General features: G+C 69.5%; 21 protein-coding genes and 1 pseudogene. 9 read left to right on the top strand and 13 right to left on the bottom strand.

Annotated features, from left to right (window positions below; translation table 11 throughout):
* Positions 1–360: 360 nt before the first annotated feature.
* Positions 361–567 (bottom strand): hypothetical protein, encoded by a 207-nt coding sequence (locus tag ACIHCX_RS36870; protein WP_400037537.1) that lies wholly within the window; start codon positions 565–567, stop codon positions 361–363.
* Between the two features lie 185 nt (positions 568–752).
* Positions 753–977, bottom strand: a complete 225-nt coding sequence (locus tag ACIHCX_RS36865; protein ID WP_400037535.1) for a hypothetical protein — start codon at positions 975–977, stop codon at positions 753–755.
* Between the two features lie 118 nt (positions 978–1095).
* On the opposite strand from ACIHCX_RS36865, the gene ACIHCX_RS36860 reads away from it, so the two are divergent.
* Complete coding sequence (locus ACIHCX_RS36860; RefSeq protein ID WP_400037533.1) at positions 1096–1623, top strand: DinB family protein; 528 nt, start codon at positions 1096–1098, stop codon at positions 1621–1623.
* A gap of 162 nt (positions 1624–1785) precedes the next feature.
* Positions 1786–2325 carry a 2'-5' RNA ligase family protein gene (locus ACIHCX_RS36855; RefSeq protein ID WP_400037531.1) on the top strand — a complete coding sequence of 180 codons (540 nt, stop codon included), beginning with the start codon at positions 1786–1788 and terminating at the stop codon, positions 2323–2325.
* A 361-nt stretch (positions 2326–2686) separates the two neighbouring features.
* On the opposite strand, the gene ACIHCX_RS36850 is transcribed toward ACIHCX_RS36855, so the two are convergent.
* The 3 genes from ACIHCX_RS36850 to ACIHCX_RS36840 form a co-directional block, all read right to left on the bottom strand.
* Positions 2687–3916: an IS701 family transposase gene (locus ACIHCX_RS36850; protein ID WP_400037529.1), complete on the bottom strand. Its 1230-nt coding sequence runs from the start codon at positions 3914–3916 to the stop codon at positions 2687–2689.
* A 217-nt stretch (positions 3917–4133) separates the two neighbouring features.
* Positions 4134–4529, bottom strand: coding sequence for a VOC family protein (locus tag ACIHCX_RS36845; protein ID WP_400037527.1), 396 nt, complete (start codon positions 4527–4529; stop codon positions 4134–4136).
* Between the two features lie 302 nt (positions 4530–4831).
* On the bottom strand, positions 4832–5398 hold the full coding sequence (locus ACIHCX_RS36840; protein WP_400037525.1) for a GNAT family N-acetyltransferase: 567 nt from the start codon (positions 5396–5398) through the stop codon (positions 4832–4834).
* Between the two features lie 329 nt (positions 5399–5727).
* On the opposite strand from ACIHCX_RS36840, the gene ACIHCX_RS36835 reads away from it, so the two are divergent.
* Positions 5728–6330, top strand: a complete 603-nt coding sequence (locus tag ACIHCX_RS36835; RefSeq protein ID WP_400037523.1) for a sugar O-acetyltransferase — start codon at positions 5728–5730, stop codon at positions 6328–6330.
* A gap of 117 nt (positions 6331–6447) precedes the next feature.
* Here the strand turns inward: ACIHCX_RS36835 and ACIHCX_RS36830 are convergent, their stop codons facing one another.
* The 3 genes from ACIHCX_RS36830 to ACIHCX_RS36820 all read right to left on the bottom strand — a co-directional run bounded on the left by ACIHCX_RS36830 (position 6448) and on the right by ACIHCX_RS36820 (position 10076).
* Positions 6448–7233 carry a 3-oxoacyl-ACP reductase gene (locus ACIHCX_RS36830; RefSeq protein ID WP_400037521.1) on the bottom strand — a complete coding sequence of 262 codons (786 nt, stop codon included), beginning with the start codon at positions 7231–7233 and terminating at the stop codon, positions 6448–6450.
* 6 nt (positions 7234–7239) lie between these two features.
* Complete coding sequence (locus ACIHCX_RS36825; protein WP_400037543.1) at positions 7240–8637, bottom strand: aldehyde dehydrogenase family protein; 1398 nt, start codon at positions 8635–8637, stop codon at positions 7240–7242.
* Positions 8638–8711: 74 nt separating this feature from the next.
* Positions 8712–10076, bottom strand: a complete 1365-nt coding sequence (locus ACIHCX_RS36820) for a glutamine synthetase family protein (protein WP_400037519.1) — start codon at positions 10074–10076, stop codon at positions 8712–8714.
* A 75-nt stretch (positions 10077–10151) separates the two neighbouring features.
* Here ACIHCX_RS36820 and ACIHCX_RS36815 point away from each other — a divergent pair, with 75 nt between their 5' ends.
* Positions 10152–10895: a FadR/GntR family transcriptional regulator gene (locus tag ACIHCX_RS36815; RefSeq protein ID WP_400037517.1), complete on the top strand. Its 744-nt coding sequence runs from the start codon at positions 10152–10154 to the stop codon at positions 10893–10895.
* 151 nt (positions 10896–11046) lie between these two features.
* The gene (locus ACIHCX_RS36810) at positions 11047–11733 is read left to right on the top strand and encodes a gamma-glutamyl-gamma-aminobutyrate hydrolase family protein (RefSeq protein ID WP_400037515.1); all 687 of its coding nucleotides are present in this window, start codon (positions 11047–11049) and stop codon (positions 11731–11733) included.
* A gap of 188 nt (positions 11734–11921) precedes the next feature.
* Here ACIHCX_RS36810 and ACIHCX_RS36805 read toward each other — a convergent pair whose 3' ends face one another.
* Positions 11922–12272: a DoxX family protein gene (locus ACIHCX_RS36805; RefSeq protein ID WP_400037513.1), complete on the bottom strand. Its 351-nt coding sequence runs from the start codon at positions 12270–12272 to the stop codon at positions 11922–11924.
* A gap of 34 nt (positions 12273–12306) precedes the next feature.
* Complete coding sequence (locus ACIHCX_RS36800; RefSeq protein WP_400037511.1) at positions 12307–12708, bottom strand: SDR family oxidoreductase; 402 nt, start codon at positions 12706–12708, stop codon at positions 12307–12309.
* Positions 12709–12886: 178 nt separating this feature from the next.
* On the opposite strand from ACIHCX_RS36800, the gene ACIHCX_RS36795 reads away from it, so the two are divergent.
* Positions 12887–14086, top strand: coding sequence for an RNA-guided endonuclease InsQ/TnpB family protein (locus ACIHCX_RS36795; RefSeq protein WP_400037509.1), 1200 nt, complete (start codon positions 12887–12889; stop codon positions 14084–14086).
* Positions 14087–14099: 13 nt separating this feature from the next.
* On the opposite strand, the gene ACIHCX_RS36790 is transcribed toward ACIHCX_RS36795, so the two are convergent.
* Positions 14100–14246 carry a hypothetical protein gene (locus ACIHCX_RS36790; RefSeq protein WP_400037541.1) on the bottom strand — a complete coding sequence of 49 codons (147 nt, stop codon included), beginning with the start codon at positions 14244–14246 and terminating at the stop codon, positions 14100–14102.
* 174 nt (positions 14247–14420) lie between these two features.
* On the opposite strand from ACIHCX_RS36790, the pseudogene eno reads away from it, so the two are divergent.
* Together eno and ACIHCX_RS36780 are read left to right on the top strand one after the other, a co-directional pair.
* Positions 14421–14691: pseudogene (eno, locus tag ACIHCX_RS36785) on the top strand (phosphopyruvate hydratase); the annotation flags it as partial.
* 227 nt (positions 14692–14918) lie between these two features.
* Positions 14919–15179, top strand: a complete 261-nt coding sequence (locus ACIHCX_RS36780) for a hypothetical protein (protein WP_400037507.1) — start codon at positions 14919–14921, stop codon at positions 15177–15179.
* Positions 15180–15281: 102 nt separating this feature from the next.
* On the opposite strand, the gene ACIHCX_RS36775 is transcribed toward ACIHCX_RS36780, so the two are convergent.
* The gene (locus ACIHCX_RS36775; RefSeq protein ID WP_400037505.1) at positions 15282–15920 is read right to left on the bottom strand and encodes a TetR/AcrR family transcriptional regulator; all 639 of its coding nucleotides are present in this window, start codon (positions 15918–15920) and stop codon (positions 15282–15284) included.
* A 91-nt stretch (positions 15921–16011) separates the two neighbouring features.
* Here ACIHCX_RS36775 and ACIHCX_RS36770 point away from each other — a divergent pair, with 91 nt between their 5' ends.
* Positions 16012–16425 (top strand): DUF4345 domain-containing protein, encoded by a 414-nt coding sequence (locus ACIHCX_RS36770; protein WP_400037503.1) that lies wholly within the window; start codon positions 16012–16014, stop codon positions 16423–16425.
* Between the two features lie 55 nt (positions 16426–16480).
* Here the strand turns inward: ACIHCX_RS36770 and ACIHCX_RS36765 are convergent, their stop codons facing one another.
* Positions 16481–17209 (bottom strand): isocitrate lyase/phosphoenolpyruvate mutase family protein, encoded by a 729-nt coding sequence (locus ACIHCX_RS36765; protein WP_400037500.1) that lies wholly within the window; start codon positions 17207–17209, stop codon positions 16481–16483.
* Positions 17210–17284: the final 75 nt, after the last annotated feature.

The following is a 17284-nucleotide window of genomic DNA, read 5'->3' as shown; positions in this document are numbered from 1 at the left end:
GACATCGCCACGCAGAAAGAAGAACCTGCACGGCTCGCTCTCAGGCTGACGAAGCGACCACCGACCCGGCGAACCTATGCGGTCACAGCACTAGCCTCCGTGAAAGGCATCGAGCGTGACCTGGACACTGCCGGAACCGATGCTCGCCTCCCCGGTTTCCAGTCCTGATCTGCGGCCGGGCTGGTCAGGCGAGCCGAAGTGGGACGGCTTCAGGGCGCTGGGCTCCGTCGACGCGGGCAGGGTGGTGCTGCGCTCCAGGTGCGGCACCAAGATGGCGGCGTCGCTTCCGGAGATGTTGGCGCAGCTGAAGACCCAACCGTTGTCGCAACTTCGTGCTCCTAGTCGACCGAGGCGGCCCGGTCATGCGGCCCAGGCGGCTTCATGGACGCGGGCCAACTGGCGCAGCTCGGAGCGCGCCGCCGGCACCGAAGGGACGGTCTCCCAGTACGGGTGCCACCACAGCCTTACGGACAGGCGCAGCAGGCGGCGGCGCAGTGCGGTGGTGTCGCGGGGGCGGGGTGCGGCAAGCGCTGCGTAGGTGGCGTTCCATGCGGCTTGCGTCTGCATCAGGTCGTCGTGGCCGGGCCTGTGGTCGCCCCCACCACGGCGGTCCGGCCCGGTCCGTGGCGGCACTCGGGCGGGTGATTTTCCTTCGCGTACGCGGGCGCTGTCCTAGCGGTGCGCGTCCAACTTTCCTGTCTCCAGGGGGTACGGAAGACGGGCCCGGCCGACGGCGGCCGGGCCCGTCATGTTCACCGCGCCTTCGGCGGCCTGCCAAGCGCAAGGCGGTCCTCGCCCCGGCCGACGACGCGCCACACCGCTTTGCCCGCCCCGTGCTTGGTGAGCAGGGACAGGGTCGTGGTCGCCACGGTGATCCGGTAGCCCATGGTCGTCAGGCCGCGCGCCCGCTCGTGGAATTCCATCTCGCGGGTGGCCGGCGCCGCGCGGGGCGGGGCGGCCGCGAAGACGAACAGCACCGGCGGGAAGGGACGCTCCGGGTGCGGCCCGGCATACGCCTGGGAGATGGGGCGAGATGTGTGTTCGTCGCCAGCGAAGACAGTCGTGCACCGTATCTGCTCCTGCCAGGGTGGGCTCATGAATACGACACCGGATGGACGGCCCATCCCTCCCGCGCATGCAGACGAGCGCGCCATGCTGGACGCATGGCTGGACTTTCACCGTGCGACTCTCGCCCTGAAGTGTTCGGGCCTCAAAGATGATCAATTACGGCTTGCTGCAGCGTCACCCTCCTCAATGACGCTGCTCGGCCTCGTGCAGCACATGGCTGAGGTGGAACGCAACTGGTTCCAGCGTGTTTTCGCAGGTCAAGAATTGCCGCCGGTCTTCGGGGAGGGCAACCTCGACGGCTTTGGCCTTCAGCCGGAACGGGGGCTTGACGAGGCGGTAGCTGCCTGGCAAGCGGAGGTCGCTCGAAGCCGTGAGCTGGTCGCTGAAGCATCGCTGGACGACTCCGGCCGCCTGCCCGAACAGGAAGCGGGTCACATAGGGGATCAGGAAGTCTCCCTGCGCTGGATCATGGTGCACATGATCGAGGAGTACGCACGTCACAACGGTCATGCCGACCTCATCCGCGAGCAGATCGACGGAGTTACCGGCGCATGAGGCGTGCTCGCGCGGTCAGAAGGTGACCTGGCTTCGTTCACTGACGGCAGTCGGGTTCCGGCGCCGTCGGCTTCCCCGCGTGTCCTGTACGGCGGATCGGTCGTGATCATGGACGCATAATGAGTGCTCCCGTCGGCCTCTGAGGTGGCAGCATGCCGTGTCATGGCAGATGACAGCGCGAGTAGGTTTCAGGCAGGCCAGACGGGACTCATCGTCAGGATCCCGGATGCGGAGCCGGTCGTCCGCGCATGGCGTGAGCGGTTCGATCCGTCAGCCCAAGCAGGAGTACCAGCGCATGTCACGGTGCTTTTCCCGTTCCTCGACGAGAGCCGAATAGATGCGCGTGTCTGCTCGGCTCTCGCTGACATGCTCGGCAGTCATCATGCCTTTGACCTGCGATTTGAGAGCTGTGGGCGGTTTCCGGGGGTGCTGTATCTCGCTCCTGAGCCCGGCACGCAGTTGCGGCGGCTCACTGAGGTGATCGCTGACCGTTGGCCCGAGGCCCCTCCCTACGGGGGGCAGTTCGCCGAGATTGTGCCCCACCTGACCGTCGCTGACGGTCAGGACGATGCGGTTCTGGATGAGATTGAGGCCGACCTGCTCGGCAGACTCCCCGTCACGTCGCGCGTCTCGTCAGTTGACCTCATGGTGCATGACGGTGCGAAGTGGCATGAGCGCGCGTCGTTCGCGCTCCTTGGGTGAACGGGCTGTGAGCTGGGCTGGTCCGCCGCAACGGGCAGCGGACCAGTGGGGAGACGTCATGGGGCGGCAGCCGCCCTCGCCGGCGAGGTGGATCTTGCAGGTCAGACCGCACCGGGGACGTCCGAGTGGGCAGATGTGGTTCGAGCAGCGACCATTCACGGTTCGTCAGATCCCCCCGGCCCTTGCTCCGACCAACGAGCAACCGGTCGGAAAGTCACATGATCCGTCGGGCAGTGCCTAGTAGTGCTTCGTTAGGTTCTGGTTCTGGGTCTGCTTCTGGCAAGGGGGCGGCCGCAGGTGGTGCAGGTGCCGGTCCAGCAGTGCAGCAGGTCCTGGAGTGTGTCCAGGACCTGGTAGAGGGTCAGACCGGCGTGTGTGCTTTTGGGTCGAGCCGCCGGAGGGTGAGGAAGGCCTGGGCGGCGGTGACGAGGGTGACGTGGTGATGCCAGCCGCGCCAGGTGCGGCCTTCGAAGTGGTCCAGGCCCAGGCCGTGCTTGAGCTCGCGGTAGTCGTGCTCGATCCGCCAGCGCATCTTCGCCCACCGCACCAGGTCGGCGACCGGGGTGGCGGCGGGCAGGTTCGTCATCCAGTAGCCCGTCGCCTCGTCGGCTTCTTCGGGCTGTTCGACCAGCAGGGTCCGCAGGGGCAGAACGCCGTCCCAGCGGCTGCGTCCCCCGGCCTGTTCCTGAACGGTGCGGCAGGCCTCCTTGCCCGACGGCCGCACCTCCAGCACGGCGAAACGCGAGGTCATCATGCCCTTGCTGCCTTGTCGCCAAGTGACCTCCAGGAAGGGGGCGCCGGCGTCGACGAGGTCGCGCAGGGGGCGGGCGGCCTCGCGGTAGCGGGACAGTGTGGGCGGCCCCAGTCCGCCGTATTCGGGCTGATACGGCTCGGCCGCGGCAGGCCGTGCGACCTCCTTGGGGTCGACGGCCATAACGTAGGACCAGCCGCGTTCCTCCAGCGCAAGCCGGAAGGCGACGCTGCGGCCGTAGCCGGCATCGGCCACGATCACCGGCACCGTCAGACCCTGCGCGGCCAGCCGCTCAAGCAATCCCAAGGCCAGGCGCGTCTTCGGGACATGCCTGGCCTCGGCGGGCACCCCGGCTCGCCGCCGCCGCTCGTGATCGTCCGCCCATTCCTCGGGCAGGAACAGTTCCCATTCCAGTGGGCAGGAGGCGGTGTCGGTGGCCGCGTGCACGCTGACCGCGACCTGGCAGTTGGCCCGTTTGCCCAACGCTCCGCAGTACTGCCGGGCCACTCCTGCCGACACCCGCCCGCACTTGGGAAACGACACGTCGTCGACCACCCACACCTCGGGCTGGATCACCTCGCACAACCTTTGGGCGATCCGCCGGCGCACCGGCGTCCACTCCCACGGCGACTGGTTCACGAACTGCTGCAGGGCCTGCATGTTGCCGTCCGGCAGCCGCTCCGCCATCGGCTGGATCGACTTACGCCGACCGTCCAGCATCAGACCCCGCAGATAACACTCACCCCACCGCCGCTGATCCCGCCGCGACAACGACCCGAACACATCGGCAACGAACCCCGATAACTCACCCCGGAGCCGTTCCACCTCCCCCAGCCTCATACCAGCAAGATGCCCACCACCAGGCGAGATCACCCAACGTAACGAAGCACTACTAGTGCCGCGGCGGGCAACGTTTGCCCGTCAAGGAGCGGCGTCCGGTGCGTGCTCTCGGTGTGCCGGCCGGAAGTCCTCGTACTGGATGTACTCGGGCTTTCGGCCGGTGCGGCGAGAGTGCGTGCCGGGCGTCGCGACGGGGCAAACGTTGCCTGTCGCGGCACTAGTTCTCCGGCGCCAGGGTGCGAAGGACGCAGAACTCGTTGCCCTCCGGGTCTGCCATGACCACCCAGTTTCGGTCTGAGCCCTGGCCCACATCCGCCTTGGTGGCGCCGAGGCCGAGCAATCTGGTCACCTCGTCCTCGGTGCTGCCGTCGATCGGGCTGACGTCGAGGTGAAGCCGGTTCTTCACAGTCTTGCCCTCGGGCACCTGGACGAACAACAGGGTGGGCGACATCTGGCGGGCCCGAACATCCTCGACGGTCGGCACCCAGGAGCCGATCTCGACCTTGCCCTCGCTCCGGTCGATCACCTTGAAGTCCAGGACCTCGCACCAGAAGGCCGCGAGTCTCTCCGGATCGCGGCAGTCAACGACCAACTCCAGAAACCTACTTGTCATGTCTCTCCCAGATAGTGCGGACGGGACTCAGAGTACTGGCCGTGAGTCCGGCGCTCACGGCGTTGAGCTCGCGGAGCAGGTGGAGTAGGAAGCCGGTGCGGCCGGGTAGTTGGCTGGCATCGACGGCGTTGATCCACGCGGGGAGCATGGTGCCGAGGCGGCTGTTGATCCCCTGCGATGACGAAGGCCGTGCCGTCGCCCCCGCGGCTCTGGCCAGACCATCGAGCAGCGCGACGCCGTGCCCACGATCAGCCGTTCAGCAGCCAACAGAGCTCGCTGCTGAACGACCATCACGTGACCTGTCAGATCGGCATGGCGAAGCGCCGGTCGACGTGGACCCGGGCGAACTCGCTCCTCAGCCGCTCCTCGTCCGCGAGCGGGGCGTGGCCGAAGACCAGCATGGGCCGCAGTCCCGGGCGGGCCTCAGCGATCGCGCGGGCCGGCTCTGTGGGGTCGGTGTAGTAGAAGGCGTAGACGTGCAGGTAGTGGTCGCTTTCGGCGAAGCCCATCGAGCGATACCAGGCAAGGGTGTCCGCGTCGTCCCTGGTCCACGCGTCCAGCGCGATCGCCCCCGTGGAGGAGGCCCACGCGCAGGTCCGCTCCAGCAACTGCCGTCCCAGCCCCCGCCGCCGGTGGTCGGGGTGGACCGCAACAGTGTCTATAGTCGCCAGTTCGCCCTCGATGCCCGTGTCCATGAGAGCGACCACGGCACCTGTCTCGTCGACCACGACGAGCTCCAGACCGGGCGTCACAGCGGGCTTGGACGGGACGACAGCGTCGTAGAAGGAAGTGTCCAGGAACGCAAGCACCCGGCAGCGCAGCCAGGAGGTCTCGTCAGCCGGCGTGTACTCGCGCATGACGTAGTTCAACGTTGTGATCCTCTGCAGGTACGAAGGTGTGCGGTCGGCGGCTGAAGAGGGTCGTCATCACAGCGGCGAGCATGTCGGCGGCGTCGTGGATTGGCAAGCGAATTTCCAGCGCGGCCTCCGGCTTCATGATCAGCGGCTATCGGAGCGAGCAACAGCATTCCCCTGGCTGACACGGGATGAGGAGACGCCGCCGCGCCCTTTCGAGCGCCATGTGGCGAACTGAAAGGGATCACGGCCTCTTCGCGGTGCCCGTAGGCTGTGGATGCGTGCGGTCGGCCGGGGGCGCGCCGGGCCTGTGCCCGAGAGGTTGGACGAAGGGACGTTCCGCTGTGACGCGTGCTCACGAGGAAGAGGTCCTGGCCCGGATCGCCAAGGGGCTCGTCTACACCGAGTCGGAAGCGGCCTTCCAGGGACCTCGGCGCCGCACCGAGCAGATCTTCGAGTACAACCACACACCACCGGGCGAAACGGAGAAGCGTCGATCGCTGCTCGTCTCGATCTTCGGCTCGGTCGGTGAACGCACCGTACTGCTGCCACCGTTCCACGCCGGGTTCGGCAGCAACGTCCGCATCGGCGACGACTTCTTCGGGAACGTGAACCTCACGTTCGTCGACGACGTGGACATCCTGATAGGCAACGATGTCATGATCGCGCCCAGCGTGACCCTGACCACGACGGGACACCCGGTGCATCCCTCGCGGCGCGCTGACTTCGGACGGTTCTCGGAACCGATCGTGATCGAGGACAAGGTGTGGATCGGCAGCAACGCGGTGGTCCTGCCCGGCGTTCGTATCGGGTACGGGTCGGTCATCGGCGCGGGCAGCGTCGTCAGCCGCAGCATTCCCCCGATGACCGTCGCGGTCGGAACCCCTTGCCGGGTGGTTCGCCCCATCACCGACGAGGACCTCACCACCCGTACCGCCGATCATTAGCGCTGGTGGCGGAGCTCCACCAGGGTGACGTTCGCGCGGTCGTGGACAGCGTGGCCATGACCGACGGCCGGGCGCCTTGCGGCGCCGGGCGGTCGGGGTGCTTGCCGGAGGGAGGGACTACAGCGGCGTGACGTACGCGCCGGAGATCCCACCGTCGACGAGGAAGTCGGTGGCGTTGACGAAGGACGAGTCGTCGCTCGCGAGGAACGCGACCGCGGCCGCGATCTCGTCGGCCTCTGCGAACCGCCCCACCGGAATGTGCACGAGGCGTCGCGCCGCGCGCTCCGGGTCCTTCGCGAACAGCTCTTGGAGGAGCGGGGTGTTGACCGGCCCCGGGCAGAGTGCGTTGACGCGGATGCCCTCGCGGGCGAACTGCACGCCCAGCTCGCGCGACATGGCGAGCACGCCGCCCTTGGACGCGGTGTAGGAGATCTGCGAGGTGGCGGCGCCCATGATGGCCACGAACGACGCGGTGTTGATGATGGAACCGCGGCCCTGTCGCCGCATGTAGGGGATGGCGGCCTTGCAGCACAGGTACACCGAGGTCAGGTTGGTCTCCTGCACCCGCTTCCAGGCGTCCAGGCCGGTCTCCAGGATCGAGTCGTCGTCCGGCGGCGAGATGCCCGCGTTGTTGAAGGCGATGTCGACGGAGCCGTAGGTGTCGAACGCGGTCCTGAACAGCGCCTCGACCTGCTCGGCGTCGGTCACGTCCACCTTCACGAAGGTGCCCCCGACCGCCTCGGCGGCGGCCTTGCCCGCGCTGTCGTCGATGTCACCGCAGACGACGTTCGCCCCCTCGGAGGCGAGGCGGCGCGCGGTGGCGAGGCCGATGCCGCTGCCCGCGCCGGTGATGACGGCGCTGCGGCCGACGAGGCGGCGGCAGACGGTGCTGGTGTCGGTCATGAGTGCTCAGCCCTCCGTGGGGGTCGTGCCGGTGGCACCGTTGCTGATGAAGACGTTCTTGGTCTCGGTGAAAGCGGCGAGCGCGTCCGGGCCGAGTTCGCGGCCGAGCCCCGACTGCTTGTAGCCGCCGAACGGGGTCCAGTAGCGAACGCTGGAGTGGGAGTTGACGGAGAGGTTGCCGGCCGCGACGGCGCCGGACACGCGCAGCGCACGGCCCACGTCCCGTGTCCAGATCGACCCGGACAGACCGTACTCGGTCGCGTTGGCGAGCCGTACCGCGTCGGCCTCGTCCTCGAAGGGCAGGACGACGGCGACCGGGCCGAAGACCTCTTCGGCGGCGACGGGCGCGTCCGGGCCGACGTCGGTGACGACGGTCGGGGGGAACCAGAAGCCGGGCCCTTCGGGCGCGTTGCCGCGGATCGTCTTCAGGTCGTCGGTGACAAACGACCGTACGCGCTCCAGCTGGACCTTCGAGATCAGTGGGCCCATCTGGGTGCGCTCGTCGTCCGGGTCGCCGACGACGACGGACTCGATGCCGGGCGTGAGCAGGTCCAGGAAGCGGTCGTAGACCGAGCGCTGGACGAGGATGCGGGTGCGGGCGCAGCAGTCCTGCCCCGCGTTGTCGAGGAACGACATGGGTGCGGCAGCGGCGGCGGCCTCGATGTCGGCGTCGGCGAAGACGATGTTGGGGCTCTTGCCGCCGAGTTCGAGGGTCACGCGCTTCACGCGCGCGGCGCACTTGGCCATGATCGCCTTGCCCACGCGGGTGGATCCGGTGAACACGATCTTGGCGACGACGGGGTGCTCGACGAGTGCGTTCCCCGCCTCCGCGCCCGCGCCGGGCAGCACCTGGAAGAGGTGGTCCGGAAGGCCTGACTCCAGGGCGAGTTCGGCGAGCCGGAGGGCGGTCAGCGGGGTCGTCTCCGCGGGTTTGAGGAGGACCGCGTTGCCGGCCGCCAGGGCGGGTGCGGTCCCCCACGCGGCGATCGGCATCGGGAAGTTCCACGGCGCGATGACACCGACGACCCCGAGGGGTTCGAGGATCGTGATGTCGAGTCCGCCGGGGACGGGGATCTGGCGGCCGGACAGGCGTTCCACTCCCCCGGCGGCGAAGTCGAGCAGATCGCGGGCGTTTCCCGCCTCCCAGCGCGCGTTGCCGATGACGTGGCCGGCCTCGCGCACCTCCAACCGCGCCAGTTCTTCCAGGTGTTCGTCGACGGTGGCAGCGAAGCGGCGCAGCAGCCTGGCCCGGTCGGCGGGCGCGAGGGCGGCCCAGCGGGTCTGGGCCTGAGCCGCGCGGGTGACGGCCGCGTCGACGTCCTCGCGCGTGGCGGCGGGGACGGTCGCGACGACTTCCTCCGTCGCCGGGTTCAGTACCTGGTGCTCGTGCACGTACGTGTCCATGTTCTCGTGGTTCTCGTGGTTCTCGTGGTTCTCGTGGTCCTCGTGGTGCTCGCGCTCGTACGACAAGAGGGGCCTCACATGCGTTCGAAGGAGCGGCGGAGTTCCCAGTCGGTCACCGCGGCGTCGAAGGCGTCGAGTTCGACGCGGGCCATGTTGCGGTAGTGCGCGACGACGTCGTCACCGAAGGCGGCCTTGGCGATCGGGCTGTTCTCCCAGAGCTCGGCGGCCTCGCGCAGGGTGGTGGGGACGCGTTCGTAGCGGGCGGCGTAGGCGTTGCCCGCACATGCGTCGGGCAGTTCCAGGCGCTGCTCGACACCGTGGAGACCGGCGGCGATCAGACCCGCGACCGCGAGGTGCGGGTTGACGTCGCCGCCGGGCAGCCGGTTCTCGAAGCGCAACGAACGGCCGTGGCCGACGACGCGCAGCGCGCAGGTGCGGTTGTCGTACCCCCAGGCGACGGCGGTCGGCGCGAAGGAGCCGGGCTGGAAACGCTTGTAGGAGTTGATGTGGGGGCCGTACAGGAGGGAGAAGTCGCGCAGCGCGGCCAACTGGCCGGCGAGGAAGTGCCGCATCACCTGGGACATGCCGCCGGGCCCGTCCCCGGCCATGGCGCCGGCGCCGTCCGCGTCGGCGAGGGAGAGATGGATGTGGCAGGAGTTCCCCTCGCGCTCGTTGTACTTCGCCATGAAGGTGAGGGCGTAGCCCTCCTGTGCGGCGATCTCCTTGGCGCCGGTCTTGTAGACGGCGTGCTGGTCGCAGGTGACCAGGGCTTCGTCGTAGCGGAACACGATCTCGTGCTGGCCGGGGTTGCACTCGCCCTTCGCGGACTCGACGGTCAGGCCCGCCGCGCTCATCTCGTTGCAGATGCGGTGCAGCAGCGGCTCGATGCGGCCGGTGCCGAGGACCGAGTAGTCGACGTTGTACTGGTTGGCCGGGGTGAGGCCCCGGTACCCGGCGTCCCAGGCCTGTTCGTACGAGTCCTTGAAGACGATGAACTCGAGCTCCGTGCCGACGTGGGCCGTGTAGCCGAGCTCGGCGAGCCGTTCGAGCTGGCGGCGCAGGATCTGCCGGGGCGCGGCCGCGACCGGTGATCCGTCCTCCCATGCGAGGTCCGCCATCAGCATCGCGGTGGCCCGGTGCCAGGGCACCCGACGCAGGGTGGCCAGGTCGGGGAGCATGGCGAAATCGCCGTAGCCACGGTCCCAGGAGGACATCTCGTAGCCTTCGACGGTGTTCATCTCCGCGTCGACGGCGAGGAGGTAGTTGCAGCACTCCGTGCCGTGCTGGAGGACTTCGTCGAGGAAGAAGCGCGCGGCGAACCGCTTGCCCTGGAGCCGCCCTTGCATGTCGGGGAAGGCCAGGACAACAGTATCGATCTCGCCGCTCGCGACGAGGGCGCGAAGCTCCTCGACACTGAGCGGGGGTGTGCGGTCTGCCACGGGAAAGCCTCCTTCGGTCAGCCGAGACCTATAAGGTATTTCTGGAAACCATTGCTTGGGAAGGGGTGCGGCCTGATGTCGCAGACGGACGCGAGCGAGGGTGCCTTCACGGACGACCGGCTCTCTCCGGTGCTGCGGCCGGTGCGGGCGGGGAACGGGTTCGAGGAGGCTCTTGAACAGATACTCCAGGTCGTACGGCTGGGCCTGGTGCCCGGTGGCGAGCGGCTGCCGTCGGAGCGGGAGCTCGCGGACCGGCTCGGCATCAGCCGGGTGACGCTGCGCGAGGTGCTGAAGGTCCTCCAGGACCAGGGTCTGGTGGAGTCCCGGCGCGGCCGCTACGGCGGAACGTTCGTCCTGCCGAGGGCGGCCGCCCCCGACGAGAACGAGCTGCGCCGCCGCATCGACGAGGTTGACATCGAGGACGTCCTGCGGTTCCGGGAGGTGCTGGAAGTGGGCTCGGCCGGTCTGTGCGCGGCGCACGGGCTCTCCGACGAGCAGGCGGAGCGGCTGCGGGACGCGCTCGCCCGCACGCACGACGCGCCGCTCACCGAGTACCGCCGGCTCGACACGCTGCTGCACCTCACACTCGCCGAGCTGTCCGGATCGCCGACGCTCACCGCGCAGTACGCGGCCGTGCGCGCGACCGTGAACGACCTGCTGGACTGCATCCCGTTGCTGGTGCGGAACCTGGAGCACTCACAGCGCCAGCACACCGCCCTGGTCGAGGCCGTGCTCGACGGGGACGCCGACGGCGCGCGGGAGATGATGCGGGAGCACTGTGCGGGCACGGCCGCGTTGCTGCGCGGCTTCCTGACGTGAGCGGGGCGGTGCACGGCGACGGCGCGCACGGGTCTTGATTTCCTGGCACCGCCGACACAAAGGTATGAATCCGGTCCATGGAGTGCCTCGCAGCGCTCGCCGTGACGGAAGCCGAGTGGGAGCCCGGCCGGGAACCGTGAAGGAGCACACAGTGGGCAAGCCGCTCATCGGCGTCAGCACCTATCTGGAATCCCGGGCGTCCTGGGGAGTCTGGGAACTGCCCGCGGCGCTGCTGCCCGCCGGGTACCCGCGGCTGGTGCAGGCCGCGGGCGGGCTCGCGGCGATGCTGCCGCCGGACGATCCCTCCCACACGGCGTCGGTGGTCGCCCGCCTCGACGGGCTGGTCGTCGCGGGCGGCCCGGACGTCGAGCCGGAGCGCTACGGCGCCGTGCGCGAGCCGCGCACCGGGCCGCCCGCGCGGGAGCGTGACGCCTGGGAACTCGCCCTGATCCTGGCGGCGTTGGACTCCCGAACGCCGCTGCTCGGCATCTGCCGGGGCATGCAACTGCTGAACGTCGCGCTCGGCGGCACCCTCGTCCAGCACATCGACGGCCACACCGAGGACGTCGGCGTCTTCGGCACCCACCCGGTGACCCCCGTGGCGGGCACGCGGTACGCGGCCGTGGTGCCGGAGCAGACGTACGTCCCGACGTACCACCACCAGGCGGTGGCCCGCCTGGGCGAGGGTCTGCGCGCCTCGGCCCATGCGGCGGACGGCACGGTGGAGGCGGTCGAACTGCCCGGCGACCGTTTCGCGCTGGGCGTGCAGTGGCACCCGGAGATGGGCGAGGACGTACGGGTGATGGCGGCACTGGTGCGCGCCGCGTCGGGGGGCTGAATCCGGGTGCCGGGGTCAGCCACTGGTTCCGGCGCGGCGCGGTGGGCACGGGCACGGGCACGGGCACGCCGGGACGATCCGGGGCTCGGCCCGACGCCCTACGACCTACCGCGCTGAGGGCGCGGCCTGGCTCCCAGTCGGCAGCCGGGCGCCGGTTCGGCAGCTGGGGAGGCCGGTCCGTGGCGCCTTCACTGCACGATGCCAACAACCGCGGTGGCGGCCGACACGAGCGCGAGCCAGGCCGGGGGGACGAGGGCCCGTGTAGCGTCGCCGGCGCGCCGGTGCGCCAGTACCGCGCCGACGAGCAACGCGACGAGTCCGACGGCCGCGGCCGTGCTCAGCGGGGCCCAGGCGAGCCCGACCAGCAGTCCGGCCGCCGCGGCGACCTCCAGGGAGCCGATGGCCTGGAACGTCGTAACGGTGTAGCCGAGACGGTCGGCGGCAACGGTCATCCACCGCGCGCGGAGGATCTTGGCCGAGCCGGTGGTGAGGAACACCGCCGCCAGGGCCACCGAGAGACCGACGAATGTGTAGTGCACGACAACTGCCTCCTTGGGGTGGCACGACAGAGGGTCACACCGAGGCAGCCGCGGACATGCCGCCGTCCACGGTCAGGACGGCGCCGCTGGTGTATGCGGAGCGGTCCGAGGCGAGGAAGGCGATGGTGTCGGCGATCTCGCGGGTGCCGGCGGCGCGGCCGCGCGGGAGTCGCGCGGTGAGTTCGGTGTAGCGGTCGGCATCGCCCAGCCGCGCTTGGGCGAAGCTCCTGAGCAGCGACACGATGCGCTCGGTGTCGACGGGGCCAGGGCTGACGCCGACGACCCGGATGCCGTCGTGCAGGCTCGCTCCGCCGAGGGTGCGGGTGAACGCGGTCAGGGCGGCGTTGCCGGTGCAGCCGGCGATGTAGGCGGCGTCGAACCGTTCGGCCGATGCCCCGATGTTGCTGACGATCACGCCGCCGCCACGCCGTTTCATCTGGAACCTCCGAGGAAACCCCCGCCTTCAGGCGGGGGTGGGGGTACCGCCCGCTTGCGGGGGAGAATCGGACTCCTGCGGAGCGGGGCGGGGAAAGCCGGATCGCCGCCGAGGCGATCCGGCGTCCATCACCGACAACCCGCCACGACTCACAAGTCGATTTGATAGCTTGTGAGTTGTGACCACTGGCGTGAAGCGGGCGTTCAAGTACCGCTTCTGTCCGACCGATGCGCAGGCAGCGGAGCTGTCGCGCACGTTCGGGTGCGTGCGGAAGGTCTACAACTTGGCGCTCGCGGCGCGCACCGAGGCGTGGACACTGCGGGCCGAGCGGGTCAACTACAACGCGACGTCGGCGATGCTGACGGCGTGGAAGAAGACCGAGGAACTCGCGTACCTCAACGACGTCTCCTCCGTCCCGCTCCAGCAGGCCCTGCGCCATCTCCAGACGGCGTTCACCAGCTTCTTCGGCAAGCGGGCGAAGTACCCGCGGTTCAAGTCCAGGAAGAAGTCCCGCAAGTCCGCCGAGTACACCACCAGCGCGTTCCGCTTCCAAGGCGGCCGGCTGACCCTGGCCAAGATGGCCGAACCGCTGGACATCGTCTGGTCCCGTCCCCTGCCCGAGGGCGCCCAGCCGTCCACGGTGACCGTCTCCCAGGACGCGGCCGGACGCTGGCATGTGGTCCTCCTGGTGGAGGACCCCCACGTCCAGCCGCTCCCCGCAACCGATGCGGCGGTCGGGATCGACGCGGGCCTGGACCACCTGCTCACCCTGTCCACCGGGGAGAAGGTCACCAACCCCCAGCACGAGCGGCGCGACCGTAGCCGTCTGGCGAGGGCCCAGCGGGAGTTGTCCCGCAAGGCGCCGGGCGACGGCGCGAACCGGGCCAAGGCGCGCCGGAAGGTCGCCCGTATCCATGCGCGTATCGCCGATCGCAGGCGGGATCACCTGCACAAGACCACCACTCGGCTCGTTCGTGAAAACCAAACGATCGTGATCGAGGACCTGACCGTTCGGAACCTGCTTAGGAACGGTCGTCTCGCCCGCGCCATCAGCGACGCGGCATGGGGCGAGTTTCGCAGCCTGCTGGAGTACAAGGCCCAGTGGTACGGGCGCGAGGTGATCGTGGTCGACCGCTGGTTCCCCTCCTCCAAGCTGTGCTCGCACTGCGGAACCCTGCAGGACAGGATGCCGCTCCACGTGCGCACCTGGACGTGCGAGGGCTGCGGTGTCACCCATGACCGCGACGTGAACGCGGCGAACAACCTGAAGGCCGCCGGGCTGGCGGTGTCGGCCTGCGGAGCCGGTGTAAGACCTCAACGGAGCACTCCGGGCGGGCAGTCGGCGACGAAGCAGGAAACCCCACGGCGCAAGCCGTAGGAATCCCCCTCGGTCACGAGGGGGAGGAAGTCAAGCTCGCGTAGACGTACCGCGTGAGGTTGATGCAGCCGAGCACCTTCAGGTCGAACGCCCGCCGCCAGGCACGGTCGTCGAGGGTGTCGAGCGTTCCGCTGGGAATATCCCCGGCGTTGTTGACCAGGATGTCGGCGTCGTCGAGCCGCTCGGCGAGGGCGCCGACGGTATCCCGGATCCCGCAGATCGGCGGCGTGAACCCACACCGTCACGCCGCACTCCTCGCCCAACTCGTCGGCCAGGCGGCGAAGTGCCGCCGCGTCCCGGGCGACGAGGCGTGCGCGTCGGGTACACCCGCGGCAACCAGATCGGCACCCTCACCGAGACCCTGGCCACCGTGGCGACCGCCCCACCGCGCCGGCTACACCGTCGTCATGTCCCACCGCTCCGGCGAGACCGAGGACGCCACGATCGCCGACCTCGCCGTCGCCACCGGCTGCGGCCAGATCAAGACCGGCTCACTCTCCCGCGCCGACCGCATCGCCAAGTACAACCAACTCGTCCGGATCGAGGAGGAGTTGGGCAGGCAGGCCCGATATGCGGGCGCCGCGGACCTGGGACTGCGCCGCTGACACCGAAACCGGCACCGGCACCGGCACCACGGAGAGCCAGGTCGGCCGCCAGGACTGACTCATACATATGAATATTTGAGCCAAATGAGAAATCCATTGGCATTTCGTAACAGTCAGTGTTTTTCGGTATGTGCGAGTGTCGCCCGGTGGAGGATCAGTGCGTCTCCGGACGAACCGTCCGGAACATGGCGGGGCGTCAGCCCCGACTCGCACAGAGAGGCCTGATCATGATCAACGGGTTGAAAAGGGCTGCGGCCCTGGGAGCGGCGACCGTGGCCCTGGCCACCGGCGCCGTCGTCGGCACGGTCGGCACCGCATCGGCCGCTCCGCAGCACCACCGACCGCCGGTGGCGTCGCACCACTGCGTGCAGAAGGCGGGCTACTGGTCACGAGTGTGGCACCCGGCATACCGGGACCGTCACCACCACCGGCACGCCGGCTACTGGAGCCGCGTCTGGCACCCGGCCCACCGGGACTGCCGCCGCTGACCCAACCGCCGACGCCCTCTGCAGGAGCGACGGCGCGCTGACCGGCCTCCGGCCACGCCCCACGAAGGCGTGCCGGGGGCCGGCCCGTGACGGGAGATGTCACTACCGAGGTTCTGGCTCAACGCCTGCGAAGTGTGGCGGCCACTCGTGGGTGGTGTCGCCGGCGAGCAAGGGCCGCAGAGCGCCGAGAAGCGCGCCGATACAGCTGTCGCGCAGCTGCGTGCGGGTGCAGGTCTCGCGGGTGAGCCAGTCGACGCAGAGGACCCGGACAAAGACCAGCCAGCTCTTCAGGACAGCGGAGACGGCCTCGCGGGCGCTGTCGTGTGCGAGCGGGAGTACGGCCAGCAGCCGCGTGCGGAGTGCGTCCAGCTCGTTCGTCATGATCGACTGAATCACAGGGTCGCCCGCGAGAACCCGGTTCGCGGCGAGGACGGCGTTGCGGTTGGCCACGAAGTAGTCGAGGTGGACGTCCATACCTTGGACGAGCTGCTCCACCAGGGAGTCGGCCGGGTCGAGCCGGGTGTCGACGAGCAGTTGGTCCGCCGCCTGTTGGTAGACGGCCGCGAAGAGAGCGTGCTTACTGGGGAAGTGGCGGTAGAGCAGCGCTCGGGAGACGCCGGCCTCTTGGGCGACTTCCTCCATCAGCACATCGTCGTAAGGGTGTTGGGCGAACAGCCGCGCCCCGACGGCAAGGAGCTGAGCATGGCGGTCGGCGGGGCTGAGTCGCTGGCGGGGAGGCACGAACTCAGACTACTTGACATGTGTCCCCTACGCGCGGAGTCTAGTAGACACATGTCAACTAAGGCTCCATCGCAATGGGTTGGGAGGGAGCATGGCAAGGACGTTGCGCGCGCTCACACAGCTGATGGGCTGGGCGTGCGTGCTGATCGGTGTCTTTCATGTGTTACTCGGCAACGCGGCGATCCCCGGCGCGGGTTCCGCCGGCACCACGGTCGACAGCTGGGGCCGCTTCATGGGAGCGAGCTTCGTCGGCTATGGGCTGGCCTGGCTCTGGGCGGCTCGGCAGCGACCCGTCCCGGCCCGGGCGGTGCGATGGCTGGCCGGCGTCTTCCTGCTGGGTGGCGCGGGGCGGCTGCTCTCGCTCGCCCTTCACGGCTGGCCGCAATGGTTCCAGATCCCGCTGGCGGCGATCGAACTCGGCCTGCCCCCCGTCTTCTTCTGGCTGGCCGACGCGGAGGAACGAACTCTGCGCGGCAGCCCGGAGACCGTGCCCGCCGGGCGGTGAACGCGATGCCGCGCCATTCCCGCCACCGCCCCGGACGCGACCCGCGGGCGGCTCCCTAGAGCGCCAGTTCCTCCGCCATCCCCCGCACCAGCTCCATCGCGCCGCGCTGCAGCCACGGGCCGAACGTCACTCGGGTCGCGCCGAGTGCGCCCAGTTCGGCGGGGACGGGGGTGGGGCCGGTGCCGCCGTAGCGGGCGAGGGCGTTGAGAGGGCCCGGAAGCGCGGCACGCAGGTGGGGCAGGGCGTCGGGCCGGGCGCCGATCGGGTAGACGCAGTCGGCGCCCGCGGCGATGTAGAGGGAGGCGCGTGAGATCGCTTCGGCGGGGTCGGAGACGCCGCGGGCGAAGGTGTCGACCCGCGCGTTGAGGAAGACGGCGTCGCCGGCCGCGTCCCGTACTTCGGCGAGCCAGTCCGCATGCGCACGCGGATCCTTGAGCACGCCGCCCTCGGAGTCCTCGAGGTTGCAGCCGACCGCGCCGGTGTCCAGGAGACGGCCGACGAGTTCGCGGGGCGCGAGTCCGTAGCCGCCCTCCAGGTCCGCGGAGACCGGCACGTCCACGGCCCGTACGATCCGGGCGACCGCGGCGAACATCTCCTGCGCCGGGGTCTCCCCGTCCGCGTAGCCGAGTGAAGCGGCGACGCCGGCACTGGGCACGGCCAGCGCCGGGAAACCGGCCTCCGCGAAGAGGCGAGCGCTCGCCGCGTCCCACGGACCCGGAAGCACGAGCGGATCAGCGGGCGCACGGTCCTGATGGAGCGCGCGGAAGAGAGCAGCCTTGGTCATCGCGCGGCCTCGCACTTCGTTGCGATCATGCCGTCCAGCGTACGGGTGGTATGCGGCCCCCTTCTCCGAAACCGC

The sequence above is a fragment of the Streptomyces sp. NPDC052043 genome (assembly GCF_044548235.1).
Classification (GTDB): Bacteria; Actinomycetota; Actinomycetes; order Streptomycetales; family Streptomycetaceae; genus Streptomyces.
Note: the sequence above shows the minus strand (reverse complement) of the source record. Positions and strands in the feature narration are given on the sequence as shown.

Bases quoted from the DNA above. Each gene is read 5' to 3' on its own strand.
- ACIHCX_RS36780 (WP_400037507.1), top strand. From the start codon at position 14,919: ATGATCAACGGGTTGAAAAGGGCTGCGGCCCTGGGAGCGGCGACCGTG.
- ACIHCX_RS36870 (WP_400037537.1), bottom strand. From the start codon at position 567: ATGCAGACGCAAGCCGCATGGAACGCCACCTACGCAGCGCTTGCCGCA.
- ACIHCX_RS36850 (WP_400037529.1), bottom strand. From the start codon at position 3,916: ATGAGGCTGGGGGAGGTGGAACGGCTCCGGGGTGAGTTATCGGGGTTC.
- ACIHCX_RS36770 (WP_400037503.1), top strand. From the start codon at position 16,012: ATGGCAAGGACGTTGCGCGCGCTCACACAGCTGATGGGCTGGGCGTGC.
- ACIHCX_RS36860 (WP_400037533.1), top strand. From the start codon at position 1,096: ATGAATACGACACCGGATGGACGGCCCATCCCTCCCGCGCATGCAGAC.
- ACIHCX_RS36800 (WP_400037511.1), bottom strand. From the start codon at position 12,708: ATGAAACGGCGTGGCGGCGGCGTGATCGTCAGCAACATCGGGGCATCG.
- ACIHCX_RS36830 (WP_400037521.1), bottom strand. From the start codon at position 7,233: ATGACCGACACCAGCACCGTCTGCCGCCGCCTCGTCGGCCGCAGCGCC.
- ACIHCX_RS36825 (WP_400037543.1), bottom strand. From the start codon at position 8,637: ATGGACACGTACGTGCACGAGCACCAGGTACTGAACCCGGCGACGGAG.
- ACIHCX_RS36815 (WP_400037517.1), top strand. From the start codon at position 10,152: ATGTCGCAGACGGACGCGAGCGAGGGTGCCTTCACGGACGACCGGCTC.
- ACIHCX_RS36765 (WP_400037500.1), bottom strand. From the start codon at position 17,209: ATGACCAAGGCTGCTCTCTTCCGCGCGCTCCATCAGGACCGTGCGCCC.
- ACIHCX_RS36855 (WP_400037531.1), top strand. From the start codon at position 1,786: ATGGCAGATGACAGCGCGAGTAGGTTTCAGGCAGGCCAGACGGGACTC.
- ACIHCX_RS36845 (WP_400037527.1), bottom strand. From the start codon at position 4,529: ATGACAAGTAGGTTTCTGGAGTTGGTCGTTGACTGCCGCGATCCGGAG.